14 protein-coding genes and 1 tRNA gene are annotated in these 21738 nt (G+C 47.7%); 9 read left to right on the top strand and 6 right to left on the bottom strand.

Translation table 11 applies throughout. The features are described 5' to 3' along the window. The first annotated feature begins 111 nt into the window (after positions 1-111). Complete coding sequence (locus FSB75_RS17510) at positions 112-1428, top strand: glycoside hydrolase family 28 protein (RefSeq protein ID WP_146790141.1); 1317 nt, start codon at positions 112-114, stop codon at positions 1426-1428. 170 nt (positions 1429-1598) lie between these two features. Here the strand turns inward: FSB75_RS17510 and FSB75_RS17505 are convergent. From FSB75_RS17505 to FSB75_RS17490, 4 genes are all read right to left on the bottom strand, one after another. Then, positions 1599-1672, bottom strand: a tRNA-Asn gene (locus tag FSB75_RS17505). A gap of 108 nt (positions 1673-1780) precedes the next feature. Further along, the gene (locus tag FSB75_RS17500; protein WP_146790139.1) at positions 1781-2134 is read right to left on the bottom strand and encodes a Rieske (2Fe-2S) protein; all 354 of its coding nucleotides are present in this window, start codon (positions 2132-2134) and stop codon (positions 1781-1783) included. Positions 2135-2179: 45 nt separating this feature from the next. Further along, a complete protein-coding gene (gene hflX, locus FSB75_RS17495; RefSeq protein WP_146790137.1) occupies positions 2180-3370 on the bottom strand; it encodes a GTPase HflX in 1191 nt (396 codons plus the stop codon). An 80-nt stretch (positions 3371-3450) separates the two neighbouring features. Beyond that, entirely contained in the window at positions 3451-4176 is a 726-nt protein-coding gene (locus FSB75_RS17490) for an outer membrane beta-barrel protein (protein WP_146790135.1), read from the bottom strand. A gap of 267 nt (positions 4177-4443) precedes the next feature. On the opposite strand from FSB75_RS17490, the gene FSB75_RS17485 reads away from it, so the two are divergent. Next, positions 4444-5880 carry a TlpA family protein disulfide reductase gene (locus tag FSB75_RS17485; RefSeq protein ID WP_146790133.1) on the top strand — a complete coding sequence of 479 codons (1437 nt, stop codon included), beginning with the start codon at positions 4444-4446 and terminating at the stop codon, positions 5878-5880. Between the two features lie 109 nt (positions 5881-5989). Beyond that, on the top strand, positions 5990-7918 hold the full coding sequence (locus tag FSB75_RS17480) for a peptidylprolyl isomerase (protein WP_146790131.1): 1929 nt from the start codon (positions 5990-5992) through the stop codon (positions 7916-7918). A 94-nt stretch (positions 7919-8012) separates the two neighbouring features. Here FSB75_RS17480 and metF read toward each other — a convergent pair whose 3' ends face one another. Then, positions 8013-8966, bottom strand: a complete 954-nt coding sequence (metF, locus tag FSB75_RS17475) for a methylenetetrahydrofolate reductase [NAD(P)H] (RefSeq protein WP_146790128.1) — start codon at positions 8964-8966, stop codon at positions 8013-8015. Positions 8967-9103: 137 nt separating this feature from the next. Between metF and lptB the strand changes: the two genes are divergently transcribed. Then, the gene (gene lptB / locus FSB75_RS17470) at positions 9104-10201 is read left to right on the top strand and encodes an LPS export ABC transporter ATP-binding protein (protein WP_227990625.1); all 1098 of its coding nucleotides are present in this window, start codon (positions 9104-9106) and stop codon (positions 10199-10201) included. Between the two features lie 77 nt (positions 10202-10278). Here lptB and ligA read toward each other — a convergent pair whose 3' ends face one another. Then, complete coding sequence (gene ligA, locus FSB75_RS17465) at positions 10279-12486, bottom strand: NAD-dependent DNA ligase LigA (RefSeq protein WP_227990624.1); 2208 nt, start codon at positions 12484-12486, stop codon at positions 10279-10281. Positions 12487-12519: 33 nt separating this feature from the next. Between ligA and FSB75_RS17460 the strand changes: the two genes are divergently transcribed. The 5 genes from FSB75_RS17460 (at position 12520) to FSB75_RS17440 (ending at position 21732) form a co-directional block, all read left to right on the top strand. Further along, a complete protein-coding gene (locus FSB75_RS17460; protein ID WP_146790126.1) occupies positions 12520-15414 on the top strand; it encodes an alpha-amylase family glycosyl hydrolase in 2895 nt (964 codons plus the stop codon). 6 nt (positions 15415-15420) lie between these two features. Further along, positions 15421-16143 (top strand): NUDIX hydrolase, encoded by a 723-nt coding sequence (locus tag FSB75_RS17455; RefSeq protein WP_146790124.1) that lies wholly within the window; start codon positions 15421-15423, stop codon positions 16141-16143. 152 nt (positions 16144-16295) lie between these two features. Then, the gene (locus FSB75_RS17450; protein ID WP_146790122.1) at positions 16296-19268 is read left to right on the top strand and encodes a SusC/RagA family TonB-linked outer membrane protein; all 2973 of its coding nucleotides are present in this window, start codon (positions 16296-16298) and stop codon (positions 19266-19268) included. A 23-nt stretch (positions 19269-19291) separates the two neighbouring features. Next, positions 19292-20899 carry a RagB/SusD family nutrient uptake outer membrane protein gene (locus FSB75_RS17445; protein WP_146790120.1) on the top strand — a complete coding sequence of 536 codons (1608 nt, stop codon included), beginning with the start codon at positions 19292-19294 and terminating at the stop codon, positions 20897-20899. A 20-nt stretch (positions 20900-20919) separates the two neighbouring features. Further along, the gene (locus FSB75_RS17440; RefSeq protein WP_146790118.1) at positions 20920-21732 is read left to right on the top strand and encodes a SusE domain-containing protein; all 813 of its coding nucleotides are present in this window, start codon (positions 20920-20922) and stop codon (positions 21730-21732) included. The last annotated feature ends 6 nt before the right edge of the window (positions 21733-21738 follow it).

Raw genomic sequence — 21738 nt, 5'->3', positions numbered from 1 at the left:
GTGGCTCACGCAACATTCATCGGAAAAGGGTCTAACTCCTAAATTTATAAAATAAGCGTGCAAGGTTGTTGCGGGAAAGCGCTTACCATTGCAAAGCATTAATTGAATCAAATGAAAACACCTTTTTGTTTTTTGGTAGCAACAAGCATTTGTTTATCGGTTTTTCAACGGCTGCATGCGCAATCCGATTTTCCCGCGCCTCTGCTTCCTTCCATTCCGAACAAAGCATTTAGCATAAAAGATTTTGGTGCGAAGAGCGACAACGTAACCGACAACACAACCGCCATACAAAACGCCATCGGCGCGGCTAAGAGTGCCGGCGGCGGAAAAGTGATTGTGCCTGCTGGTGTTTATTTATCGGGGCCTTTGCAGTTTTTTAGCACTCTTGATTTTCATCTCGATTCAGGCGCAGTTCTCAAATTCTTGCCTATAGATAAATATCCTGGTGGTACCGCATACGGTACGGATTTTATCAGCGGTGTAAAACTTCACGACGTAGCCATTACCGGGAAAGGAACCATTGACGGTCAGGGTTCTCCCTGGTGGCCTTTTGCAAAGGAAAAAAACGCCAAACGTCCGCGCATGATTTCTCTTAAAGAATGCGACAAAGTGTTGATTGAAAACGTTACGCTGACCAACTCGCCCATGTTTCATATTGCCATCAGCGGTAAATCGTCAAACGTAACGGTTAGCGGCGTTATCGTTCGTGCACCGGCATCGGATGACCCGGTCAATCCGAGCCACAACACCGATGCCTGTGATGTATCCGGACGCGACATCTTAATCAAGAATTGCGACATCAGCACCGGCGACGATAATTTTACCTGCGGTGGTGGCACCACGAACGTTCACATTACCGGTTGCAAATACGGCTACGGACACGGCTTGTCTATCGGCAGTTATACAAAAGGCGGCGTGTCAAATTTTTTGATTGAAGACTGCACCTTCAACAATACCGAAGCAGGCATTCGCATTAAATCGGACCGTGACCGCGGTGGCCTTGTTCAAAACCTTACTTACCGCAACCTGAAAATGACGAATGTGGGCATTCCTATTTTGATTTACGGGGCTTACATGGCAAAGGAACGCGAATACCGAAACCTGCAGAAGATCACACCTGAAATTGCAACAACTTACCCTTCAGCGACAGTTAGCGAATTAACGCCTGTCTATCGCAATATCAAGTTCCAAAACATAACGGCCACCACCCAAAAGGGAAAGCGGGCCGGCTTAATTTGGGGATTGCCGGAAGCACCGGCAGCAAACATCGTTTTTCAAAACGTAATCATCACGGCCGAAAATCCATTTGGTGTGTTCTTCGTCCAAAATATGCAACTGGAAAACTGTAAGATTCTTACAAAGGAGGGTGTAAACAAATTAGCCCTTGCAAATGCACAGGTTTCTGTTGATGGAGAAGAGGTGAAGTGAAGATGCGGATTGGATATGGGTTTCCTGCAAAGAACCTCGTTACAAAACATACAGTCTTTTGTTTTTGAGATTCACAGTATGTCGAATTGTGGGCCCGCGACTTTACCGTATCGTACGCGATGCAATAAAAAAGGTTATACGTTCTTCAACTTATAACCTTTTAATTCCTGCTCCCCCTTCAGGACTTGAACCTGAGACCCTCTGATTAACAGTCAGATGCTCTAACCAACTGAGCTAAGGAGGAATCCAACAAAATCATTTCTGATTTCAGGACGGCAAAAATAGGCGTTTTCCCTTTCCGGCCAAATCAAAAATTGGCCTTTTAAAATAAAATTTTCTAAAAGACCAAGCCCTAGAAGAAGTCAAACAATTTGCGGCTGTCGAAACCAATAAATACACCGTCTTTTCGTAACGCTACCGGCCAATGTTTTAAATAATAGCCTTCGCCGCTTATGTTGCGGCCGTTTTTCATGCAAAACTTATAGTGGTGCACCGGACAAACCACGTTGCCCAGCGCATCAATAAAGCCTTCGCTAAAAAAGCCGCTGGCGTGCGGACATTTGTGTGCAAAAGCAAACAATTCTTCTTTATGCTTCCCGATGCAGATGCGCTTGTCCCCGGCCATTACTTCCGCAATTTCGTTTGCATCAAACGGAATGTCGCTTACGCTCTCCGCAATCTTTACCCAATTGATTCTTTTCTCCATCGTAAACAATTCAAACAATCCTTTTAAAATCCCGAACATCCACGATCAATAAAAAAAATCCGTTTTGTACGGATACCGAATGCGGTAGAGTTCCCGCACTTTATCTAGAATGATTTTCCGCAGTTCGTCAATGTGCAGGCGTTCCAGCGCTGAAACAAATATGGCATTACCGCCGGTTTCGTTGTGCCAGCGGGCTTTTAAGTCGCTGATGATTTGCTCCTTTGTTTCTTCGCTCAACCACTCGTCGAAGGTTTGCTTGATGTACAAATCCATTTTGTTGAAAACCATCACCACCGGCTTGTCGTGTGTCTTCATCTCCTGCAAGGTTTTGTTTACTACGGCTACTTGGTCTTCGTAATTGGGATGCGAAATGTCCACCACGTGCAATAAAATATCCGCCTCTCTTACTTCATCAAGCGTACTCTTAAAGCTTTCCACCAGGTGATGCGGCAGCTTGCGGATAAAACCTACCGTGTCGCTCAGCAAAAACGGTGTGCCTTCGTACACAATCTTTCGCGTGGTGGTGTCCAGCGTGGCAAAAAGTTTGTTTTCGGCCAGCACGTTGCTTTTGCTCAAAAGATTCATTAGGGTGCTTTTGCCGACGTTAGTATAGCCCACCAGCGCCACGCGAATAAACTCGCCGCGGTCTTTGCGTTGCGTAAAGGCTTGCTTGTCTATTTCGCTTAAGCGCTTGCGCAGCAGCGAGATTTTATCCCGCACAATCCGGCGGTCGGTTTCAATTTCGGTTTCTCCCGGGCCTCTTGTACCAATGCCGCCGCCCAACCGTTCCAGGTGTTTCCACATGCCGCGAAGCCGTGGCAGGATGTATTGGTACTGCGCCAGTTCCACCTGTGCCTTGGCCTGTGCCGTCTTTGCTCTTCGCGCAAAAATGTCGAGGATCAAATCCGATCGGTCAATGGTTTTTACATCCGTTTCCTTTTCAATGTTGGTAATCTGCGAACCGTTCAACTCATCGTCAAAAATCAGGAGGTTGATGTCGCGGCTTTGCAGATAGTTTTTGATTTCTTCCAGCTTGCCTTTGCCCACATAGGTCCGGCTATCTGGGTGCGGCAGTTTTTGAATGAATTTTTTCACCGCCACGGCACCGGCGGTTTCGGCCAGAAAGGCCAGTTCGTCCAGGTATTCCATGACTTCCTGTTCGCGTTGGTCCTTGTGCACCACGCCTACCAGCACCGCTCTTTCTTCTTTGTTTATTTTACTTTTCTTGTCCAGCATTTTTTTGCTTTAAGCACAAAACTAAAAAAGCGATACCACCTTCCGGCGCACCGCTTTTCATTCTTTCCATAGAAATATTTTTAAAGGCCGCTTAGCGTCAAACCAATGCTCATGGCATTCATCTGCGGGCCAACGCCTTCTTTAAGCAAAGAAGTCAACGAGTACGAACCAAAAACGCTGAAGTGTCCGTAACCCAGGCGGGCCGTGGCCGAAATTCGGGTGGTGTTGAAGAACTTTTTGCTTTTTTCTTTTTCGATATACTCGTTCAGTGTAGTGCCGGCGCTGTTTTGCAGGGTTTTGCCTTTTGTCCAGGCAGCCAGCATGGTACCGGCCCGCAGCCCAACGGCGGCCTTGAAGCTTTTGCCGTCGTTGTCCGGGTTGGAAGAAAAGCGCAACTCCACGGGCAATTCCAAAAAGGCGGTAGAGACTTTGTATTTTTTAAAATGGGTGGTGTCGGTAGCGTTCTTAAACACAAGGGTTGAGCCGGTACTGGTAATGTTGGCCGTCATCTTGTCCAAAAACACGTTGTCGGTAGAAAGGCCGGGGCCCAGGGCGATGCTGAATTTCGGTGAAGTCTTAAACGGGAAATCAAACATCAGGTACATATTAAAGGTGCGGGAAAAGCCGCCCGTTTTAATAGAGTCCGGTTTGTTTTGCCACATGGCGCCGCCCAACTGAATCATGAAATGATCTTTGGCGCGGGCCTGCATCGGACGAAAAATTTTCACGGGTCCTGTCGTATCGGATTGAGCGGTTGCGAGCAAAGCCAGGCAAAAGAAAAAAGCGCTGAAAAGAGTTCTTCTCATAATCGGGGTTAAAAGGAAACAAATGTATTTGCCAAGGGGTTAATGAAAGGTTAAACGAGCGCAAAGATAAGGGTCGGGTTTGTGGTTTACGGTTGGCGGTCTGTGGTTTCGCGCAGGTGTCAAAAGTTTCCCGTTTCAAGCGGTTCACAACCGGGCAGTGTTTCCGGTTTACCACGCAAACCACAAACCACCACCAACCTTCTTTCGTCTTTTTTTAACCAAGCGAAAATCTGATTCAATTATTTTTACCGCTACTATTCAATTCGTATGAAAAAATTCGTCGCCGTTCTCTTTCTTTTTTACGCGGCAGCCTTGTGCGCACAAAGTCCCGCCGGCGGTTACCAAATTAAAGTAACCCTCAAGCCTTTTAAAAATCAGTACATCTACCTCGGTCACTATTATGGCAAACAGTTGCCCATCATTGATTCGGTAAAACTTAACGACCGCAGCGAAGGCGTTTTCAAAGGCCCAAAAAAATTGGGCGGCGGCATTTATCTCATCGGCTTCCCCGACCGCGCCAACCGCTTCGAGTTTTTGGTAGGCAAGGAGCAGAATTTTTCTATTGTAGCCGATACAGCCCATCTTGATAAAATCGCCTTCATCGGCTCTGCCGAAAATTCTTCCTTCAAAGCTTACCAGGAGTTTATGGGAAAAAACGGCCGCACGCTGGACGAGCTTTACAAAAAACGCGGCGGCTCTTCTGTTGCCGATTCGCTTAAAGCCAATAAGGAGATTGATTCCATCTCGAAAAAAATTACGGCTTACCGTACGCAAGTCATGGCTAAAGAACCAACCGGTTTGCTTACTACTTTGCTCAAAGCCATGCGCGAACCGGAGGTGCCAAGCAATCCCGAAGCGGCGAAAAAAGATTCGCTGTATGCCTATCGTTATTTTAAAAAACATTACTGGGACGACGTGAATTTTTGGGACGACCGCCTGGCCCGCACACCATTTTTTGAAGGCCGTCTGGATAAATATTTCGAGCAATTGGTTTATCCGGCTTCCGATTCGGTGAACAAGGAAATGGACTGGATGCTGGGTTATGCAACGGCTTCGGATGAAATGCAAAAGTTTCTCTTGCTCAAATTTGTAAACCGCTACCTGAACATGAAATACATGTGGGAAGACGCGGTGTTTGTTCATCTCTATGAAAAATATTTTGCGCAGAAAAATTACGACTGGCTTACCGACAAAGGCCGCAAGATGATTACCGACCGGGCTTACAGTTTAATGGCCAACATCATGGGTTCGCCGGCGTCTGAAATAGAATTGCCCGACACCACCGGCAAAAACGTAACGCTTTACAGTTTGGATGCACCGTACACGCTGGTGGTGATTTACGATCCAACCTGCGGCCATTGCAAAGAAACTTTGCCCAAGATTGACAGCTTCTATCAAGCCAAATGGAAAGGCGAAGGCATGAAGATATTTGCCATGGCCAAGCAAACCGAAGGCGTAAAAAAAGACGACTGGTTCACCTTCATTCGCGAACGCGGCCTGAAAGGCTGGACGCACGTTTATTATTCCAGGGAAGCCGAACAGGCAAGGGTTTCGGCCAACGTTCCGTCCTATGCGCAGTTGTACGATGTGCAAAGTTTTCCTACTTTGTACCTGCTTGACAAAGACAAGCGCATCATTGCAAAAAAAGTCACCGACAAGCAGATTGATGAAATCCTGGATCAACGCATTAAAGCGGGTAAGTAGTTGACCGTTTATTGTTAGTCGTTGGCGGTACGCGATGTACAACCAACCATCAACGAACAACGGCCAACGATTGATAGAATACGAATGAATCAAATCATCCACCTCTCAAATGAAAAAGTTACTAACTGTTTTTTGCGTGCTGGGCTTTTTTTCAGCACCTGCACAAACTTTGTTCACCTACGGCAAGAACGCCGTTTCCGCCGACGAATTTCTTCGCGCCTTTCAAAAAAACAACACCGGTGCAAAGGATGAAAAAGCAATGCGGGAATATCTTGACCTCTACATTTCTTCGCGCCTGAAAGTGGCCGAGGCCAAGGCAAAAAAGCTGGACACGCTGCCGCAGTTAAAAAGCGATTTGGCCAATCTGCGCCAGCAAATTTTACCGGGTTATTTGAGCGACAAGGAAAGCCTTGACGGCCTGATAAAAGAAGCCTTTGCGCACGAGCAGAAAGACCTGCACGTGGCGCACATCTTTATCGCGTTTACAAAGAACAATGTGACCGATACGGTGGCCGCAGCAAAGAAACGCGACGAAGTGTTAAGCGCTCTTGCAAAAGGTTTGTCTTTTTCCGAAGCGGCCAAACAATACTCCGACGATCCGTCGGCGAAAAATAATGACGGTAACCTGGGTTGGATTACTGCTTTCACCTTGCCTTACGAATTGGAGTCGGTAGTTTACGCAACGCCGGTTGGCAAAACCTCGGCTGTTTATATGTCAAAAGCCGGTTATCACATTTTCAAAATACTGGGTGAACGAAAAGCGCTTGGCCGCATGAAGGCTGCGCAAATCTTGTTGGCCTTTCCACCCGGCGCCGATGAAGCCTACAAAGCAGCGTTGAAGAAGAGGTCCGATTCTTTGTACAACCGCATTCTTGCCGGCGATGATTTCGGCAAACTGGCAACCGCGTTTAGTAACGATGTGATTTCCGCTGCTTCAGCCGGGCAAATGCAGGAATTTGGCGTAGGCGAATACAGCCCCGTTTTTGAAACAACCGTTTTTGCCTTGCCAAAAGACGGCGCCGTCAGCAAGCCTTTCTTAACCGAACACGGTTATCACATTGTAAAGCGAATAAAATTGTTGCCCGTGCCCGCGAAATTAAATGCGCAGGCAAGCGATGAATTGCGCAACAAAATTGAAAGCAGCGACCGGGCAGCAGTGACGAAAAAAATTCTTGCGCAAAAAATATTAAAGCAAGCCGGCTACAAAAGCCTGCTTGCATCCAACAACGAATTGTGGGCTTATACCGACAGCGTGTTGAACTTTACAAAGCCTTCTGTAAAGCTGACGATTAATCCTGCAACACCGGTTTTTTCGCTTGGCAACCGAACGCCCACGGTGAAAGATTGGGCTGAGTTTGCGCAAACGCATCGCTACCGTGCAAACGGCGCAACAAAAATATACCCGCAGCTTTGGAACGAATTTGTACAAGCCGCTGCGTTGCAGTATTACGAAGATCACATGGAAGATTACAACGCCGATTTCAAACAGCAGATAAATGAATTTGCCGACGGCAATTTGTTTTTTGAAATCATGCAGCGGCAGGTGTGGACACCGGCGCAAACCGATTCCGTTGCGCTGTTGAATTATTACCAAAAGCACAAAGGCAATTATGTGTGGAAGCAAAGCGCCGATGCCGTTTTGTTTTACGCCAATAACGCCGCCAGTGCTGATGAATTTTACAAGAAACTGAAAGCTGCTCCCGCGGCATGGCGAACAACAGTCAGCAATTACGCCGAGCAGATTACTTCGGATTCGGGCCGCTTTGAATTGACGCAAATCCCAAAAGGTAAAGAAGAGTTGCTGGCCGCGGGCACGGTTACAATGCCTGTTGTCAACAAAGCCGACAATACCGCTTCTTTTGCCTACGTGCTGAAGCTTCATAACGGCGAAGAACCCCGCAGCTTTGCCGATGCCAAAGGAATGGTGATTAATGATTACCAGGCCACGTTGGAAAAGGCTTGGGTGGCGGAATTAAAAAAGAAATATCCCGTAGAAATAAACGAAAAGGAGTGGAAAAAAATAGTGAATAGTAAGTAGCGAGTGCTCGCTGCGTACAATCTTGCTTTAATAAAAAACTCTCTGAGGTCCAGAGAGTTTTTTATTGAGAAAAATTACGCTTGAAAGCTACTTGCTATAATTCTCTTACCACGTTCGCCACCACATTTGGCTTGCCCAGCGTGTAGTAATGCAACACCGGCACACCGGCTGCTTTTAATTCTTTCGATTGTTTCAGAAGCCATTCCTGTCCCACTACTTCCACTTCCGCATCGGTCTTGCATTTCAATAAATCCGATGAGAGTTCTTCAGGGATGTCCACGTGAAAAGTGCGGGGAATGATGGAAAGCTGTTTTTTCGTATAGATTGGTTTCAATCCTGGAATGACCGGTACGTTGATGCCGGCATCGCGGCAGCTTTTTACGAAGGCAAAATATTTCTGGTTGTCGAAAAACATTTGCGTAACGATGTATTCCGCACCCGCATCAACCTTTGCTTTTAAGAAGGCAAGATCGGTTTGCATGTTGGGCGCTTCAAAATGTTTTTCGGGATAGCCCGCCACGCCGATGCAGAAATTCGTTTTGGTGGCGTTCTTTAAATCTTCTTCCAGGTAAATGCCGTTGTTCATGTTGTTTACCTGTTGCATCAACTCAATGGCATAACGGTGGCCCCCGGGTTCGGGCTCAAAAGAGCTTTCGTTCTTTGGCGCATCGCCGCGCAGCACCAGCACGTTGTTCACACCCAGAAAATGCAAATCAATAAGTGCGTCTTCGGTTTCTTGCTTGGAAAAGCCGCCGCAAATGAGGTGCGCCACCGCATCTACTTTGTAGCGGTTCATCAGCGCGGCGCAAATGCCTACCGTGCCAGGACGCTTGCGCACTTCCACTTTGTCAAAAGTGCCGTCGGGCTTTTTCTTGAACATGCTTTCGCTGCGGTGGTACGTTACGTTGATAAACGAAGGCTTGAATTCCATGAGCGGATCAAGATGTTCCCACAGGGCATTAATGCCTTTGCCTTTGAGTGGCGGCAATATCTCAAACGAAACCAGGGTCTTTCCGTTCGCCTCGTTGATGTAGTCAATTACTTTCATAAAGGATGCAAACTTAGGTGTTGAGAGGGATAATTGGAAGTTGAGCAGTTGATTGGTTGATCCGTTGATTTGTTAAAGGCCGGCTTGCTCAACCAGTCAACTGCTCAACCAATCAACTACTCAACTATTTTCGCCCCATGAGCATCCGCATTCATACACACGACTTGGTGAAGCGCTACGGCAAACGCACGGTGGTGAACCACGCATCTGTTGAAGTAAGGCAAGGAGAAATTGTGGGCTTACTGGGGCCCAACGGCGCCGGCAAAACCACCACGTTTTACATGGTTGTGGGTTTGATCAAGCCCGACGAAGGCGCTGTGTACCTGGACGACGAGGACATTACCAAACTGGCCATGTACAAGCGGGCGCAGTTGGGCATTGGTTATTTGCCGCAAGAGGCTTCGGTATTTCGAAAGTTGAGTGTGGAAGATAACATCAGTGCGGTGCTGGAAATGACGAAGCTTTCGCGCAAGCAACAGAAAGAAAAACTCGAAAGTTTGCTGGATGAATTTCGTCTGCATCACGTACGCAAAAGTCCCGGCGACGTATTGAGCGGTGGCGAGCGACGACGTACCGAAATTGCCCGTGCACTGGCCGTTGATCCCAAATTTATTTTGCTCGACGAACCCTTTGCGGGCATTGACCCCATTGCGGTGGAAGACATTCAGGCCATCGTTGCTAAACTCAAATACAAAAACATCGGCATCCTGATTACCGATCACAACGTAACCGAAACGCTTTCCATTTGCGACCGTGCTTATTTGCTGATCGAAGGAAAAATTTTTCAGCACGGTACGGCGGAAGAACTGGCCATAAACGAAGACGTGAAGAAATTGTATTTGGGACGAAACTTTGAGTTGAAGCGGAAGGATTATTTGTACGAAGGTTTGCGAGAAACGAAAGCGGCCAGTTTGGAGAGCATCGTTCGTAACCTGGATGATTTGTATGCAAGGGAAAGCAACACCAGTCTGCGGTTAGAGGCTGCAGAATCCGTTGCGGCTACAGCGGCAAGTCTTTCCGAAACGAACGATGAAGCCATTAACAGCCGTATGCAACTGGATAAGCAATTTTCGGAAACCGTCAACGCAATCGAAATCTTTCTCTCCGAAAAAGGCGACAACGAATTGAAAACAGAAGTGGCAAATATTTTTGAAGCAGGTTATGAAAGAAGAAAAACGGTTGATGCTTTACTAAACACGTTTCGCAGGTATCAATTGCAAAATGAAACCGTGTAAACGACACGCCTTAAACGCTTCCCTGCCATTCTTCGCAACGTATTGCTTTGCATCTTTGCGCGAAGCGCTACACGGCATCAGGTGTTCACCATCTCCAAAAACTGGTCTTCGCTTAAAATTCTTATGCTCGCAATCTTCTTAGCTTTTTCCAGCTTGCTGCCGGCATCATCGCCTACAACCAAATAATTCAGCTTGCTGCTCACTCCGGAAACAATCTTGCCGCCGTTCTTTTCCACCAATTCTTCGGCGTCGCTGCGTTTTAATTTGTGCAAAGTACCGGTGAACAAAAAACTTTGTCCGTCAAGATTGCCGTCGCTGGCCGCTTCCTTCTTTTCATTCTTCAGTTGAAGGCCCAGGCTTTCCAGTTCGTGAAGCATGTGGATGTTGTCTTCGTTGGCAAAAAACTGCACCACGCTGCCCGCTACTTTCGGCCCAACGTCTTCCAACGTTTTTAATTTCTCTTCGTCAAAGTTTTTCAAGTCAAGCAAATGGTTGACGGCATTGGCCAATGTCTTCGCGATTGTTTCGCCTACGAAGCGAATGCCCAGTGCAAAAATCAAACGGTGCAGCGGCTGCGATTTTGAATTGGCGATTGCCGCTTGCAGGTTTTCAATTGACTTTTTTCCAAAACCTTCGAGCTTGCTGAGAGCCTCAAAGTCTAATTGATAAATCTGGGGGATAGATTTAAGCAAGCCGAGGTCGTAAAACTTTTTGATATTGGCTTCGCCGAGACCGCGAATGTCCATCGCGTCTTTCGACGCAAAGTGCATCAATCGCTCCAGCACTTGCGCAGGACAATTGATGTTCACACAACGCCACGCGGCTTCTTCGGCGGTGCGCACAATTTCATCGCCGCAGGAAGGACAACATTTCGGAAAAACAATTGGCTGTTCGTTGCCCGTACGCAACTCGGTCAATGCTTTCACGATGTACGGAATCACATCACCCGCTCTTTCTACCAAAACCGTATCGCCAATGCGAATGTCTTTTTCGCGAATCACGTCTTCATTGAAAAGTGAAACGGAACTGACCGTTACACCGCCGATGTGCACGGGTTCAATCTTGGCAACAGGACCCACATTGCCCGTGCGGCCAATTTGATATTCGATGCGAAGCAATTTCGAAGTGGCTTGCCTTGCTTTGAATTTATAGGCCATTGCCCACCGCGGATGGTGCGTGGTCATGCCCATCTTGTCCTGCAGTTCAAAGTCGTTTACTTTAATTACCATGCCGTCTATTTCATAAGGAAGGTCATCGCGTTGCGATTCAAATTCGTTGCAATAATCAATCACGGCTTGTATGCCTTTCAACACTTTTTTTTCTTTTGCAGGAGAACGAAAGCCGAGGCTCCAAAGCATGTCCAGTGTGCCGGAATGTGTGAGGAGTGAAGATGACAGATGACTGTTGACGGATGACGGTGTTTCTTTGCTGTCGTCTCTCTCGCTGTCATCCGTCATCCGTAACCCGTCATCCGTTACATAATAACTAACGTGATAAACGAAAGCTTCAAGGTTTCTTCGTTTTACTTCTAAGGGATCCTTGATACGCAACGTTCCTGCAGCAGCGTTGCGCGGGTTTGCTAAAGGTGCAAGCCCTTGCTCGGTCAATCCTTCGTTGAATTTTTTAAAGTTGTTCTTGTTGATCAAAACCTCGCCGCGTATCTCTACCGTTTGCAAACCGTAGTCAGAAAATTTTGCCGACAGCGGAATGGTTCTGATTTGTTTGATGTTTGGTGTGATGTCGTCGCCGCGAACGCCGTCGCCGCGGGTAGCGCCTCTTTCCAAGCCATCGCCTTCGTAAATCAATGAGATGCTGGCGCCGTCAAACTTTGGTTCAACGCAGTATTCAATTTCATTTAAGCCCGTTAGTTCTCTTGCCTTGCGGTCAAAGTCCAAAAGATCTTCGCTGTCGTATGAGTTGTCGAGCGATAGCATGGGCACCAAGTGCGGCACGTTCGGAAAGTCTTTCGTTAACCCTTTGGCCACACGTTGGGTAGGAGAATCCGGTGTAATTAAATCCGGCGCTTCCTTTTCTAATACCTCAAGCCCTTTGTACAAAGTGTCGTATTCAAAATCCGAAATCAGCGGATCGCTTTGCACGTAATACCGGTGCTCGTGAAAGCGCAATACGTTGCGAAGCCGGTCAATACCTTTTGTGGACAGTTTGTCTTCTTTAATTTCTTTCAGCAGTTCCAGCGTGGCTTGTTGGAGCGTTTTTACATCGGCGTTCATGCGTGTAAAAATAGGGGCGAAAAAATTTTTCCGGCTAATGTGTAATTCGTACATATTCCTGCTATCTTTAGCCGGAGAAACGCTATTATGAAACGATTGCTGCTGGTTATTGCCGCAAGCTTTTGCGGGCTTCTTTGCTATTCGCAACTGCTTACCTGGACACCTTCTTTCCCAACCGAAAACAACGCTTCGCAAACGCTGGTGATAACAATGGATGCCAGCAAAGGCAACCAGGGTTTGTACAATTATTCCGCAACAACCGATGTTTACGTTCACATCGGTGTCATTACAAACAAGAGTACTTCTTCATCGGATTGGAAATACGTGAAGTTCACTTGGGCCACGACGCCGGCCGCGGCGAACGCAGTTTACATCGGCAACAACAAATGGACATACACCATCACCGGCAGCTTACACAATTTCTTCGGCATTACTGATGCCACAGAAACCATTCAAAAGATTGCCATTCTTTTCCGTAACGGCGCCGGAGACAATAGTCGTGTGCAGCGCAACAGCGACGGCAGCGACATGTATATTCCAATCTATACATCGTCACTGGCTGTGCGACTAACGCAACCGCCAACAGAACCTCGATACGTACCTACACCGGAACAACAATCCTGGTCGTTAGGCACTTCCTTTACCATCAGTGCCGATGCGAACAAGCCTTCAGCGATGAAACTTTATCACAACGGGACCATGATAGCTTCGGCTTCAAACGTTACCACGCTTTTAGGAACGTCTACTATCACCGCTGCAGGCAATCAGCAGGTTGTAGCCGAGGCGAATGACGGCACCACGACCAAATACGACACGATCAATATTTTCATTGGTGTTTCACCCGTTGTGGCTTTGCCTGCAGGTATTCGTGACGGTATCAATTACAATAGCGGCACATCCGTAACGTTGGTGCTGCGTGCGCCGGGCAAAGGTTATGCAACGGTGATGGGTGAGTTCAACAACTGGACGCCAGCCATCATGAACAAAACACCCGACGGAAAATTTTTCTGGATAACGCTGAACAATCTTACTGCGGGCACCGAATACGGTTATCAATACGTTGTGGACGGCACTATAAAAATTGCTGATCCTTACGCTGAAAAAATTCTCGATCCGAATAACGATGCCGGCATTTCATCGACAACTTATCCGGGTTTGAAAACTTATCCTACGGGACAAACGGGCATTGTAAGCGTGTTGCAAACGTCTGCACCTACATACACGTGGAGCGTAAATACTTTTAACCATCCCGATAAAAAAGGCCTCATGATTTATGAGTTATTGGTAAGAGATTTTGTAGCAGCACACGATTGGAAGACAATTCAGGATAGTTTGAATTATTTACAAAAGCTCGGCGTGAATGCGATTGAAGTAATGCCTTTCAACGAATTTGAAGGCAACAACAGTTGGGGCTACAATCCTGATTTTTATTTCGCTCCCGATAAATATTATGGCCCGGCAAACACGCTTAAACGTTTTGTGGACAGTTGCCATCGTCGCGGCATTGCCGTGATCATGGACATTGCATTGAATCACTCCTTTGGTTCATCGCCGATGGTGCAGTTGTATTGGGATGCGGCAAACAATCGTCCGGCTGCCAACAACCCCTGGTTTAACCCCGTGCCGAAGCATGCGTACAACGTTGGTTACGACATGAACCACGAAAGCGCCGATACAAAATATTATGTGGGAAGAATTGTTGAACACTGGTTACAGAACTACAAACTTGATGGTTTTCGTTTTGATCTCGCCAAAGGCTTCACGCAAAAACAAACATGCGACGCAAGCGGCAACAATTGCGATGTGAACGCCTGGAGCGCCTATGATTCTTCGCGGGTAAAAATCTGGAAAGGCTATTACGATACGGTGCAGAACAAATCCAGCAACGCTTATGTAATTCTCGAACATTTTGCAGCCGACAACGAGGAAATAGACTTGAGCAATTACGGCATGATGCTTTGGGGCAACATGAACGACAGCTACGCACAAGCTTCAATGGGCTACGCCGATCGTTGGGATTTTTCGCGTGCCATTCACAGCGTTCGCGGATGGACGCAGCCGCATCTTGTGGCTTATGCCGAAAGCCACGACGAAGAGCGCATTGTGTACAAGAACGTCACGTACGGAAACAGCTCCGGAAGCTACAATATCAAAGACACAACGACGGCTTTAAAACGTGCCGAACAAACAGCGGTCTTTTTGCTTACGATTCCGGGGCCGAAAATGATCTGGCAGTTTGGGGAACTGGGTTATTCCTATTCCATCAACACCTGTACGAACACAAGTCTTATCGCTGACAGTTGCCGCCTTACGCCCAAACCAATCCGTTGGGATTATCTCAACGATTCACGGCGGAAAAATCTTTACAACGTGTACAGTGCGTTGAACAAACTTCGCTTTGATTCAAGATACCTTGGCGCTTTTCAAACCGGCGCCATCACCCGCGATTTCAGCGGTGCATTTAAATGGCTGAAAGTGGCAACGGCAAACGATACGGCTGACGTTGTGGTGATTGGTAATTTTGATGTGGTTGCGCAAACCGGCAGCGTTACCTTCCCAACTGCTGGAAACTGGTATGATTACTTTGGCAACTTTATACAAACGACAACAGCCTCCGCACAAAGCTTTACCCTGCAGCCCGGCGAATACCATGTGTACGTGAACCGCAACGTGAACAACGTAACGGCTACACCTGTTTCCAACGTTCCCTGGAACGGCACAACGCTGGAAGCAAAGCTCTATCCCAATCCCGCTTTTGCAAACAACACAACCTATCTGGAAGTAAAGCTGCCGCAGAGCGGAAAAACCACGGTGGAACTTTATAACAGCGTGGGCCAGCAGGTAAGAAAACTTTACAACGGCATTTTGAACAACGGAACCAAGGTGCTTTCTTTACCGGCATTGCACTTGCCGGCCGGTACTTATTTTTTAAAAGTACAGGCGAAGGAGAAAACCAAAACCCTTTCGTTAACCCTTCAATAAGACAACATGCTAAAACTAAAAACTGCTGCCATTGAAAAGATCAGCCACAAGGATTATTTCAACATTGCCTTGTCGGTGGATTGCGTGATTTTCAGCTACCAGGAAAAGGCGCTGAAAGTCTTGCTTATCGAGTCGGATTTAAAAGAGTTTGAAGGCATGCATTCGCTTTTGGGCGACCTGGTAAAACCCGGTGAAGACCTGGACGAAGCGCCTTACCGCGTGTTGCAGGAGCGCACGGGTTTAAAGGACGTTTATTTAGAGCAAGTACACACCTTTGGAAACGTGGAGCGGCATCCTTCGGGCCGTGTGATAACGACGGCTTATTTCTCACTGGTCGATGCAAAACACAGCAAGCTGAAACTAACGCACAACGACGTGGCCTGGCACAATGTGGCCGGCGTGAATAGGTTAGCCTTCGATCACAAAATGATTTTGGATACCTGCCTGCAGCAGTTGCGTGAAAAAGTTATGGAGCATCCGATCGTATTCAACCTCTTGCCCGAAAAGTTTTCTTTGCGGGAATTGCAGGATTTGTACGAAGCCATTTTGGGGATAGAATTAGACCGGCGGAATTTTCGCAAACGCATTACAGCTAAGGACTGGCTGGTAGATTTGAACGAAATGGAAGAAGACGTGCCGCATCGTCCCGGCAAATTGTACAAGCTGCGCCCAGGCTTAAAAAAAACCGGACGCTTACTATCGGGCGTTGAACAGAAAATGGCTGTATAACCACGCGAGGCTTTATTCGTTGCTTTTAATCAGGAATTCAACAAAAAAACCGGCTACCGTTTTTAGAGAAGTAGAAAATGATTTATTATTGTGTCCTCTATACACATTTATAGACTGCTTTTAATTTTTAAACTTTAATATTCGATTGCTTTATGCACAAGAGAAAATTGCTTTATGCGGTTGTCTTGCCACTGCTGCTTCTTTTTTCCGCTTCGGCTTTTGCGCAAGACCGTGTGATCAGTGGCCGTGTAACCGATTCTTCCGGCAGAAGTGTTTCCGGCGCATCGGTTTCGGTAAAGGACCAGAACAGCCGGGGAACAACCACCGGCGAAAACGGTAACTTCTCACTCTCGGTTCCTTCTTCGGCAACGGCGCTTGTTTTTTCCTCGGTTGGCTACGGCGCACAGGAAGTAAGTATTGCCGGAAGATCGTCGGTGAACGTAACGATGCAAGCCACGGCAGGAAGTCTAAATGAGATTGTCGTGGTAGGCTATGGTACTACGCGAAAGAAAGACCTGACCGGTTCCGTGGCCACCGTCACAGCAAAAGATTTTCAGAAAGGAAACATCACCACACCCGAACAACTCATTGCCGGCAAAGTGCCCGGTGTGTCCATCGTTTCAAACGGCGGACAGCCCGGCTCGGGCAGCAAAATCCGCATTCGCGGCGGCTCTTCGTTAAGTGCCAGCAACGACCCGCTGATTGTGATTGACGGCGTACCTCTGGATCCCGACGGCATCAACGGCGCCAGCAATCCGTTAAGCTTTATCAACGTAAACGACATCGAAAGTTTTACCGTGTTGAAAGACGCGTCGGCGGCGGCCATTTACGGTACCCGTGCGGCCAACGGCGTTATTCTCATTACCACCAAAAAAGGCCGCAGCGGCGGCCCGCTGCGAGTGGCTTTCAATACCGTTAATTCTGTTTCGCACATAACCAAGGAAGTGCCGATACTCACTGCCGATCAGGTTCGCGCCATTGTGAACGCCAACGGCACCGCGGCTCAAAAAGCGCAGTTGGGAACGGCCAATACCGACTGGCAAAAACAGATTTATCAAACGGCTTTGTCTACCGATAATAACTTAACGCTTAGCGGCGGCATTAAAAATCTGCCTTACCGCGTAACGCTGGGTTATCAATACCAGAACGGTATTTTAAAAACCGATCACCTGCAAAAGACATCGCTTGCCCTCGTGTTTAATCCAACCTTTTTTGACAACCATTTGCGGGTGGACATTAACTTAAAAGGCAGCATGGAGCAAACGCGGTTTGCCAACCAGGGCGCCATTGGAACGGCCGTGAGTTACGATCCAACACAACCGGTTACCTCAAAGTCAAACCGCTTTGGTGGTTACTACGAATGGTTGGACGCGACCGGTCTTCCGGCGCTTAACACGGCTTCAAACCCGGTAGGACTTCTGGAAGAAACCTTCGATCGCCAAAAGCCCATGCGCAGCATCGGCAACGCACAATTCGATTATAAATTTCATTTCCTGCCCGACCTGCACGCCAACCTGAATCTTGGTTACGACATCAGCAAAAACACCGGCACGTATTACGTTCCCGACAGTGCTGCTTCGGGCTACCGCACCGGCGGTTCAAAAAATCCGGGTAAGCAAACCAAGCAAGCAACCGTGTTGGATTTTTATTTGAACTACGTGAAAGATATAAAGTCCATTAAGAGCCGGGTAGATGTAACCGCGGGTTATTCTTACAATGATTACCAGACGAAGAATTATTTCTTCCGCGGTTACAAAGCCAACGGCGATACCTTCCCGGCCACAACGCCGCCCACCTTTCCGTTCGACAAGCCAGAGCATTTCCTCGTTTCTTTCTTTGGCCGTTTCAATTATTCGTTTAACGATAAATACCTGCTGACAGGGACCATTCGCCGTGACGGTTCTTCGCGTTTTGGCCCGAGCCACAAATGGGGCACCTTCCCTTCAATTGCCTTTGCCTGGCGTGTGAAGCAGGAATCTTTCCTGAAAGAAAGCAAGGGCATCTCTGATTTGAAACTGCGCCTGGGTTACGGCATTACCGGCCAACAAGAAGGCATCGGTAACTACGGCTTCTTATCCAGCTACAGTCTCAGCTCTACTTACGCCTCTTATTATTTTGGCAACATGCCTTACCAGGCTTACTCGCCCAGCGGCTTTAACGCGGGTTTGAAATGGGAGCAAACCGCTACGTACAATGCGGGTTTGGATTACGGCTTCCTCGACAACCGCATTACCGGTACGCTTGATTTTTATGTGAAGAAAACAAGCGGCTTGTTGAACTACGTTGCACAGCCAGCGGGTACAAACTTCTCGGCTTATATCTTGTCAAACGTTGGAAGCATGGACAACAAAGGCGTGGAGTTTTCCATCAACGCACAACCCATTCGTCAACGGGATATGTCGCTTGATCTGAACTTCAACATCACTTACAACAAGAACACCATTAAGAACTTAACCGTTGTACCCAACGATCCGAATTACATTGGATTGTTGTCGGGCAATGCCGCCGGTGCAAACGGTTTTCTTTTGATCAGTGCCGTAGGCGGCTCAAAGAATACATTCTATTTGTACAAACAGGTGTATGATGCGGCCGGCAAGCCCATTGAAGGTTTGTTTGAAGACAAAAACCGCGACGGTATCATCAACGATTTGGACCGCTACAAAAGCAAGAGCGTTGACCCGAATGTGTTCCTTGGCTTTAGCCCCAACTTCAATTATAAAAAATGGAACGTAGGCGCGGTGTTGCGGGCCAGCTTCAACAACTATGTTTACAACAACGTGTACAGCAACCTGGGCAAGCTGACACAAATTCAAGGAACCTATACAACCGCTAATGGTTCTGTAAATTATCTCGAAACAGGATTTAAAGGAGGTACTGATCTTCAGCCGCTGAGCGATTATTATTTGGAGAACGCTTCCTTCCTGCGGATGGATAACGTGAACATTGGTTACAACGTCGGACGCATCAGTCACGGCAAGGCGACGTTGCGTTTAACAGGCACCGTTCAAAACGTTTTTGTCGTGACCAAATACAAAGGCCTTGATCCCGAAGTGGGCAGCGGCATTGATAACAACATTTATCCGCGTCCGCGCATTTATTCCGTGGGTGCAAATCTTGATTTTTAAATTTTCCGTAAAGTATCAGCTATATGAAAGAAAGTTTTTTCAAACGCATAGTGGCAGCAGGTTTGGTGGTGGCTGCGTTGGCTTCGTGTACAAAGAAACTTGATCTTGCACCAACCAACGACGTTACCTCTGTTTCTGTGTTTAGTACACCGGCCGGTTACAAACAAGCTTTAGCCAAAGTGTACGGTTCAATGGCGTTGATTGGTAATTCAGGGCCTGGCAGTGCCAGTGATATTCCTTCGCAACTTGTGTCGGATGCCGGTAGTTCCGATTTCTTCCGGCAGTTTTGGTACCTGCAATGCTTAAGCACCGATGAAGCCGGGTGGACTTATCACGGCAACACCGACCCGATTGGCATCCACCAAATGAGCTGGTCGGCTGCAAGCCAGGCAGTGGCGGGTTCTTACTACCGTTCCTTTTACGTGATTACGTTGTGCAACAATTTTATCAATGAATCATCGGATGCAAACCTGAGCAAGCGGGCCATTAGCGGAACGGATGCCGACAACGTTCGGCGTTACAGGGCTGAAGCCCGTTTCATCCGCGCCTATCATTATTGGGTGTTGATGGACCTTTTTGGCAATCCGCCTTTTGTTGACGAGAACTACGTCATCGGTTCCGGTACATTGCCAAAGCAAATTTCGCGGAGAGATTTGTTCGCTTACATCGAGTCGGAATTGAAAGCCATTGACGGCGATCTTGCCGCGCCGCGCACAAACGAATACGGACGTGCGGATAAAGCGGCCGCCTGGTCGTTGCTGGCCCGCATTTACCTGAATGCCGAAGTTTACAGCGGCACCGCACGTTATGCAGATGCCATTACTTATTGCAACAAAGTAATTGGCGCAGGGTATACGCTTCACCCGAAATACAAAGAGTTAATGCTTGCCGATAACAACCTGAACACGGATGAATTCATTCTGGCTGTTAACTACGACGGCACATCCACGCAGAACTACGGCGGCACAACGTTGCTGGTACACGGCCCGGCCGGCGTAACCGCAGACACCTCGGGATTGAACGGCACCTGGAACTGCATTCGCATGACCCAGCAGTTTGTAGATTTGTTTGACGCACAGGACATCAGGGGACAGTTTTACACGTCCGGCCAAAGTAAGAACATGACCAGTTTGCTGGACGTTCCAACCGATGGATATTCTTCTACCAAATTCCGCAACAAAACCAGAACCGGTGGTAAAGCGCCTCATGTGGATGCCGGCAACACCTTTGCCGATATTGACATGCCCTTGTTTCGTTTGGCGGAGATTTATTTAATCTATGCAGAAGCAACGATACGTGGAGGTGCCAATAGTGGTGGCGTTCAGGCAACGGCTTTGACTTACCTGCAACAATTGGCGGCAAGAGCAAGGCCGGCCGATCCCAATCCCAATGCTTCTGTACAACTGGCGCTTGATTACATCATCAAAGAAAGAGGACGTGAATTGTTTTGGGAAGGTTTTCGCCGAACTGATTTGATTCGCTATAACCAGTTTACAACCGGTGCGTACTTGTGGGCCTGGAAAGGCGGCGTGGCATCGGGAACGGCGGTGGACAGCAAGTACAATCTTTACCCCATTCCTTCTACTGATTTATCCTCTAATCCAAACTTGGTTCAAAATCCCGGTTATTAATTCAACGACAAATTTTTGGTATGAAAAATACAGTCAAATTTTTTCTCTTGTTTTTGATAGCGGGTTTTGCGGCCTGCAAAAAAAACATCAGCGAGGTCACGTACCAGGGCGGCACAGCGCCAGTGCTCACGGCTTCTTCCACATTACCGATGGTGCTTGACATTGCCAACAAAAGCAACAACGCCATCACACTTTCCTGGACAAATCCGAATTATACTTTTTCAACGGGCCCAAGCTCACAGGACGTATCGTACACCTTGCAGTTTGACACCACCGGATCAAATTTCACCAATCCAAAAATGTTCGAGATGTCCATTGCAAAAGACCTCTCCACAACGCTGACGGTAAACAGCCTTAACGCGGCTTTGCTGACAATGGGGTTGGCCGAAAACGTGGCGCACAACATGGAAATAAGAGTGAAATCAACCCTGGTAAACAAGAGCATTCCGCTTTATTCCAACGTAATCAAATTAACGGTAACGCCTTACCTTGATGTGAAATACCCGGTGCCGGCCAAGTTGTACATTACGGGCAGCGCTACACCCGGTAACTGGATGGGCGGCGGCGATCCCGAACTGGGCAGCCAGAAATTTACCAAGATCAGTTCAACGCAGTTTCAAATCACCATTCCTTTATCGGCCAATAACTCTTACCTGTTCGTACCGGTTTACGGCGACTGGGGCAACAAATACGGCGGCACCGGAAGCAACAACGCCAATAACGTGAGCGGTGATGATTTTAAACCCAACGGCGGTGATTTAAAGGCGCCGGGCACCAGCAAAACTTACACCATCACGGTTGATTTTAAAACCGGCAAATTCACCGTACAGTAAACGATT

The sequence above is a fragment of the Flavisolibacter ginsenosidimutans genome, from assembly GCF_007970805.1.
Lineage (GTDB): Bacteria > Bacteroidota > Bacteroidia > Chitinophagales > Chitinophagaceae > Flavisolibacter > Flavisolibacter ginsenosidimutans.
Note: the sequence above shows the minus strand (reverse complement) of the source record. Positions and strands in the feature narration are given on the sequence as shown.

Excerpts from the sequence above, each read along its gene's own strand:
- FSB75_RS17500 (WP_146790139.1), bottom strand. The coding sequence starts at position 2,134 with ATGGAGAAAAGAATCAATTGGGTAAAGATTGCGGAGAGCGTAAGCGAC.
- ligA (WP_227990624.1), bottom strand. The coding sequence starts at position 12,486 with ATGTACGAATTACACATTAGCCGGAAAAATTTTTTCGCCCCTATTTTT.
- FSB75_RS17485 (WP_146790133.1), top strand. The coding sequence starts at position 4,444 with ATGAAAAAATTCGTCGCCGTTCTCTTTCTTTTTTACGCGGCAGCCTTG.
- hflX (WP_146790137.1), bottom strand. The coding sequence starts at position 3,370 with ATGCTGGACAAGAAAAGTAAAATAAACAAAGAAGAAAGAGCGGTGCTG.
- FSB75_RS17510 (WP_146790141.1), top strand. The coding sequence starts at position 112 with ATGAAAACACCTTTTTGTTTTTTGGTAGCAACAAGCATTTGTTTATCG.
- FSB75_RS17455 (WP_146790124.1), top strand. The coding sequence starts at position 15,421 with ATGCTAAAACTAAAAACTGCTGCCATTGAAAAGATCAGCCACAAGGAT.
- FSB75_RS17460 (WP_146790126.1), top strand. The coding sequence starts at position 12,520 with ATGAAACGATTGCTGCTGGTTATTGCCGCAAGCTTTTGCGGGCTTCTT.
- metF (WP_146790128.1), bottom strand. The coding sequence starts at position 8,966 with ATGAAAGTAATTGACTACATCAACGAGGCGAACGGAAAGACCCTGGTT.
- FSB75_RS17440 (WP_146790118.1), top strand. The coding sequence starts at position 20,920 with ATGAAAAATACAGTCAAATTTTTTCTCTTGTTTTTGATAGCGGGTTTT.
- FSB75_RS17450 (WP_146790122.1), top strand. The coding sequence starts at position 16,296 with ATGCACAAGAGAAAATTGCTTTATGCGGTTGTCTTGCCACTGCTGCTT.
- FSB75_RS17490 (WP_146790135.1), bottom strand. The coding sequence starts at position 4,176 with ATGAGAAGAACTCTTTTCAGCGCTTTTTTCTTTTGCCTGGCTTTGCTC.
- lptB (WP_227990625.1), top strand. The coding sequence starts at position 9,104 with ATGAGCATCCGCATTCATACACACGACTTGGTGAAGCGCTACGGCAAA.
- FSB75_RS17445 (WP_146790120.1), top strand. The coding sequence starts at position 19,292 with ATGAAAGAAAGTTTTTTCAAACGCATAGTGGCAGCAGGTTTGGTGGTG.
- FSB75_RS17480 (WP_146790131.1), top strand. The coding sequence starts at position 5,990 with ATGAAAAAGTTACTAACTGTTTTTTGCGTGCTGGGCTTTTTTTCAGCA.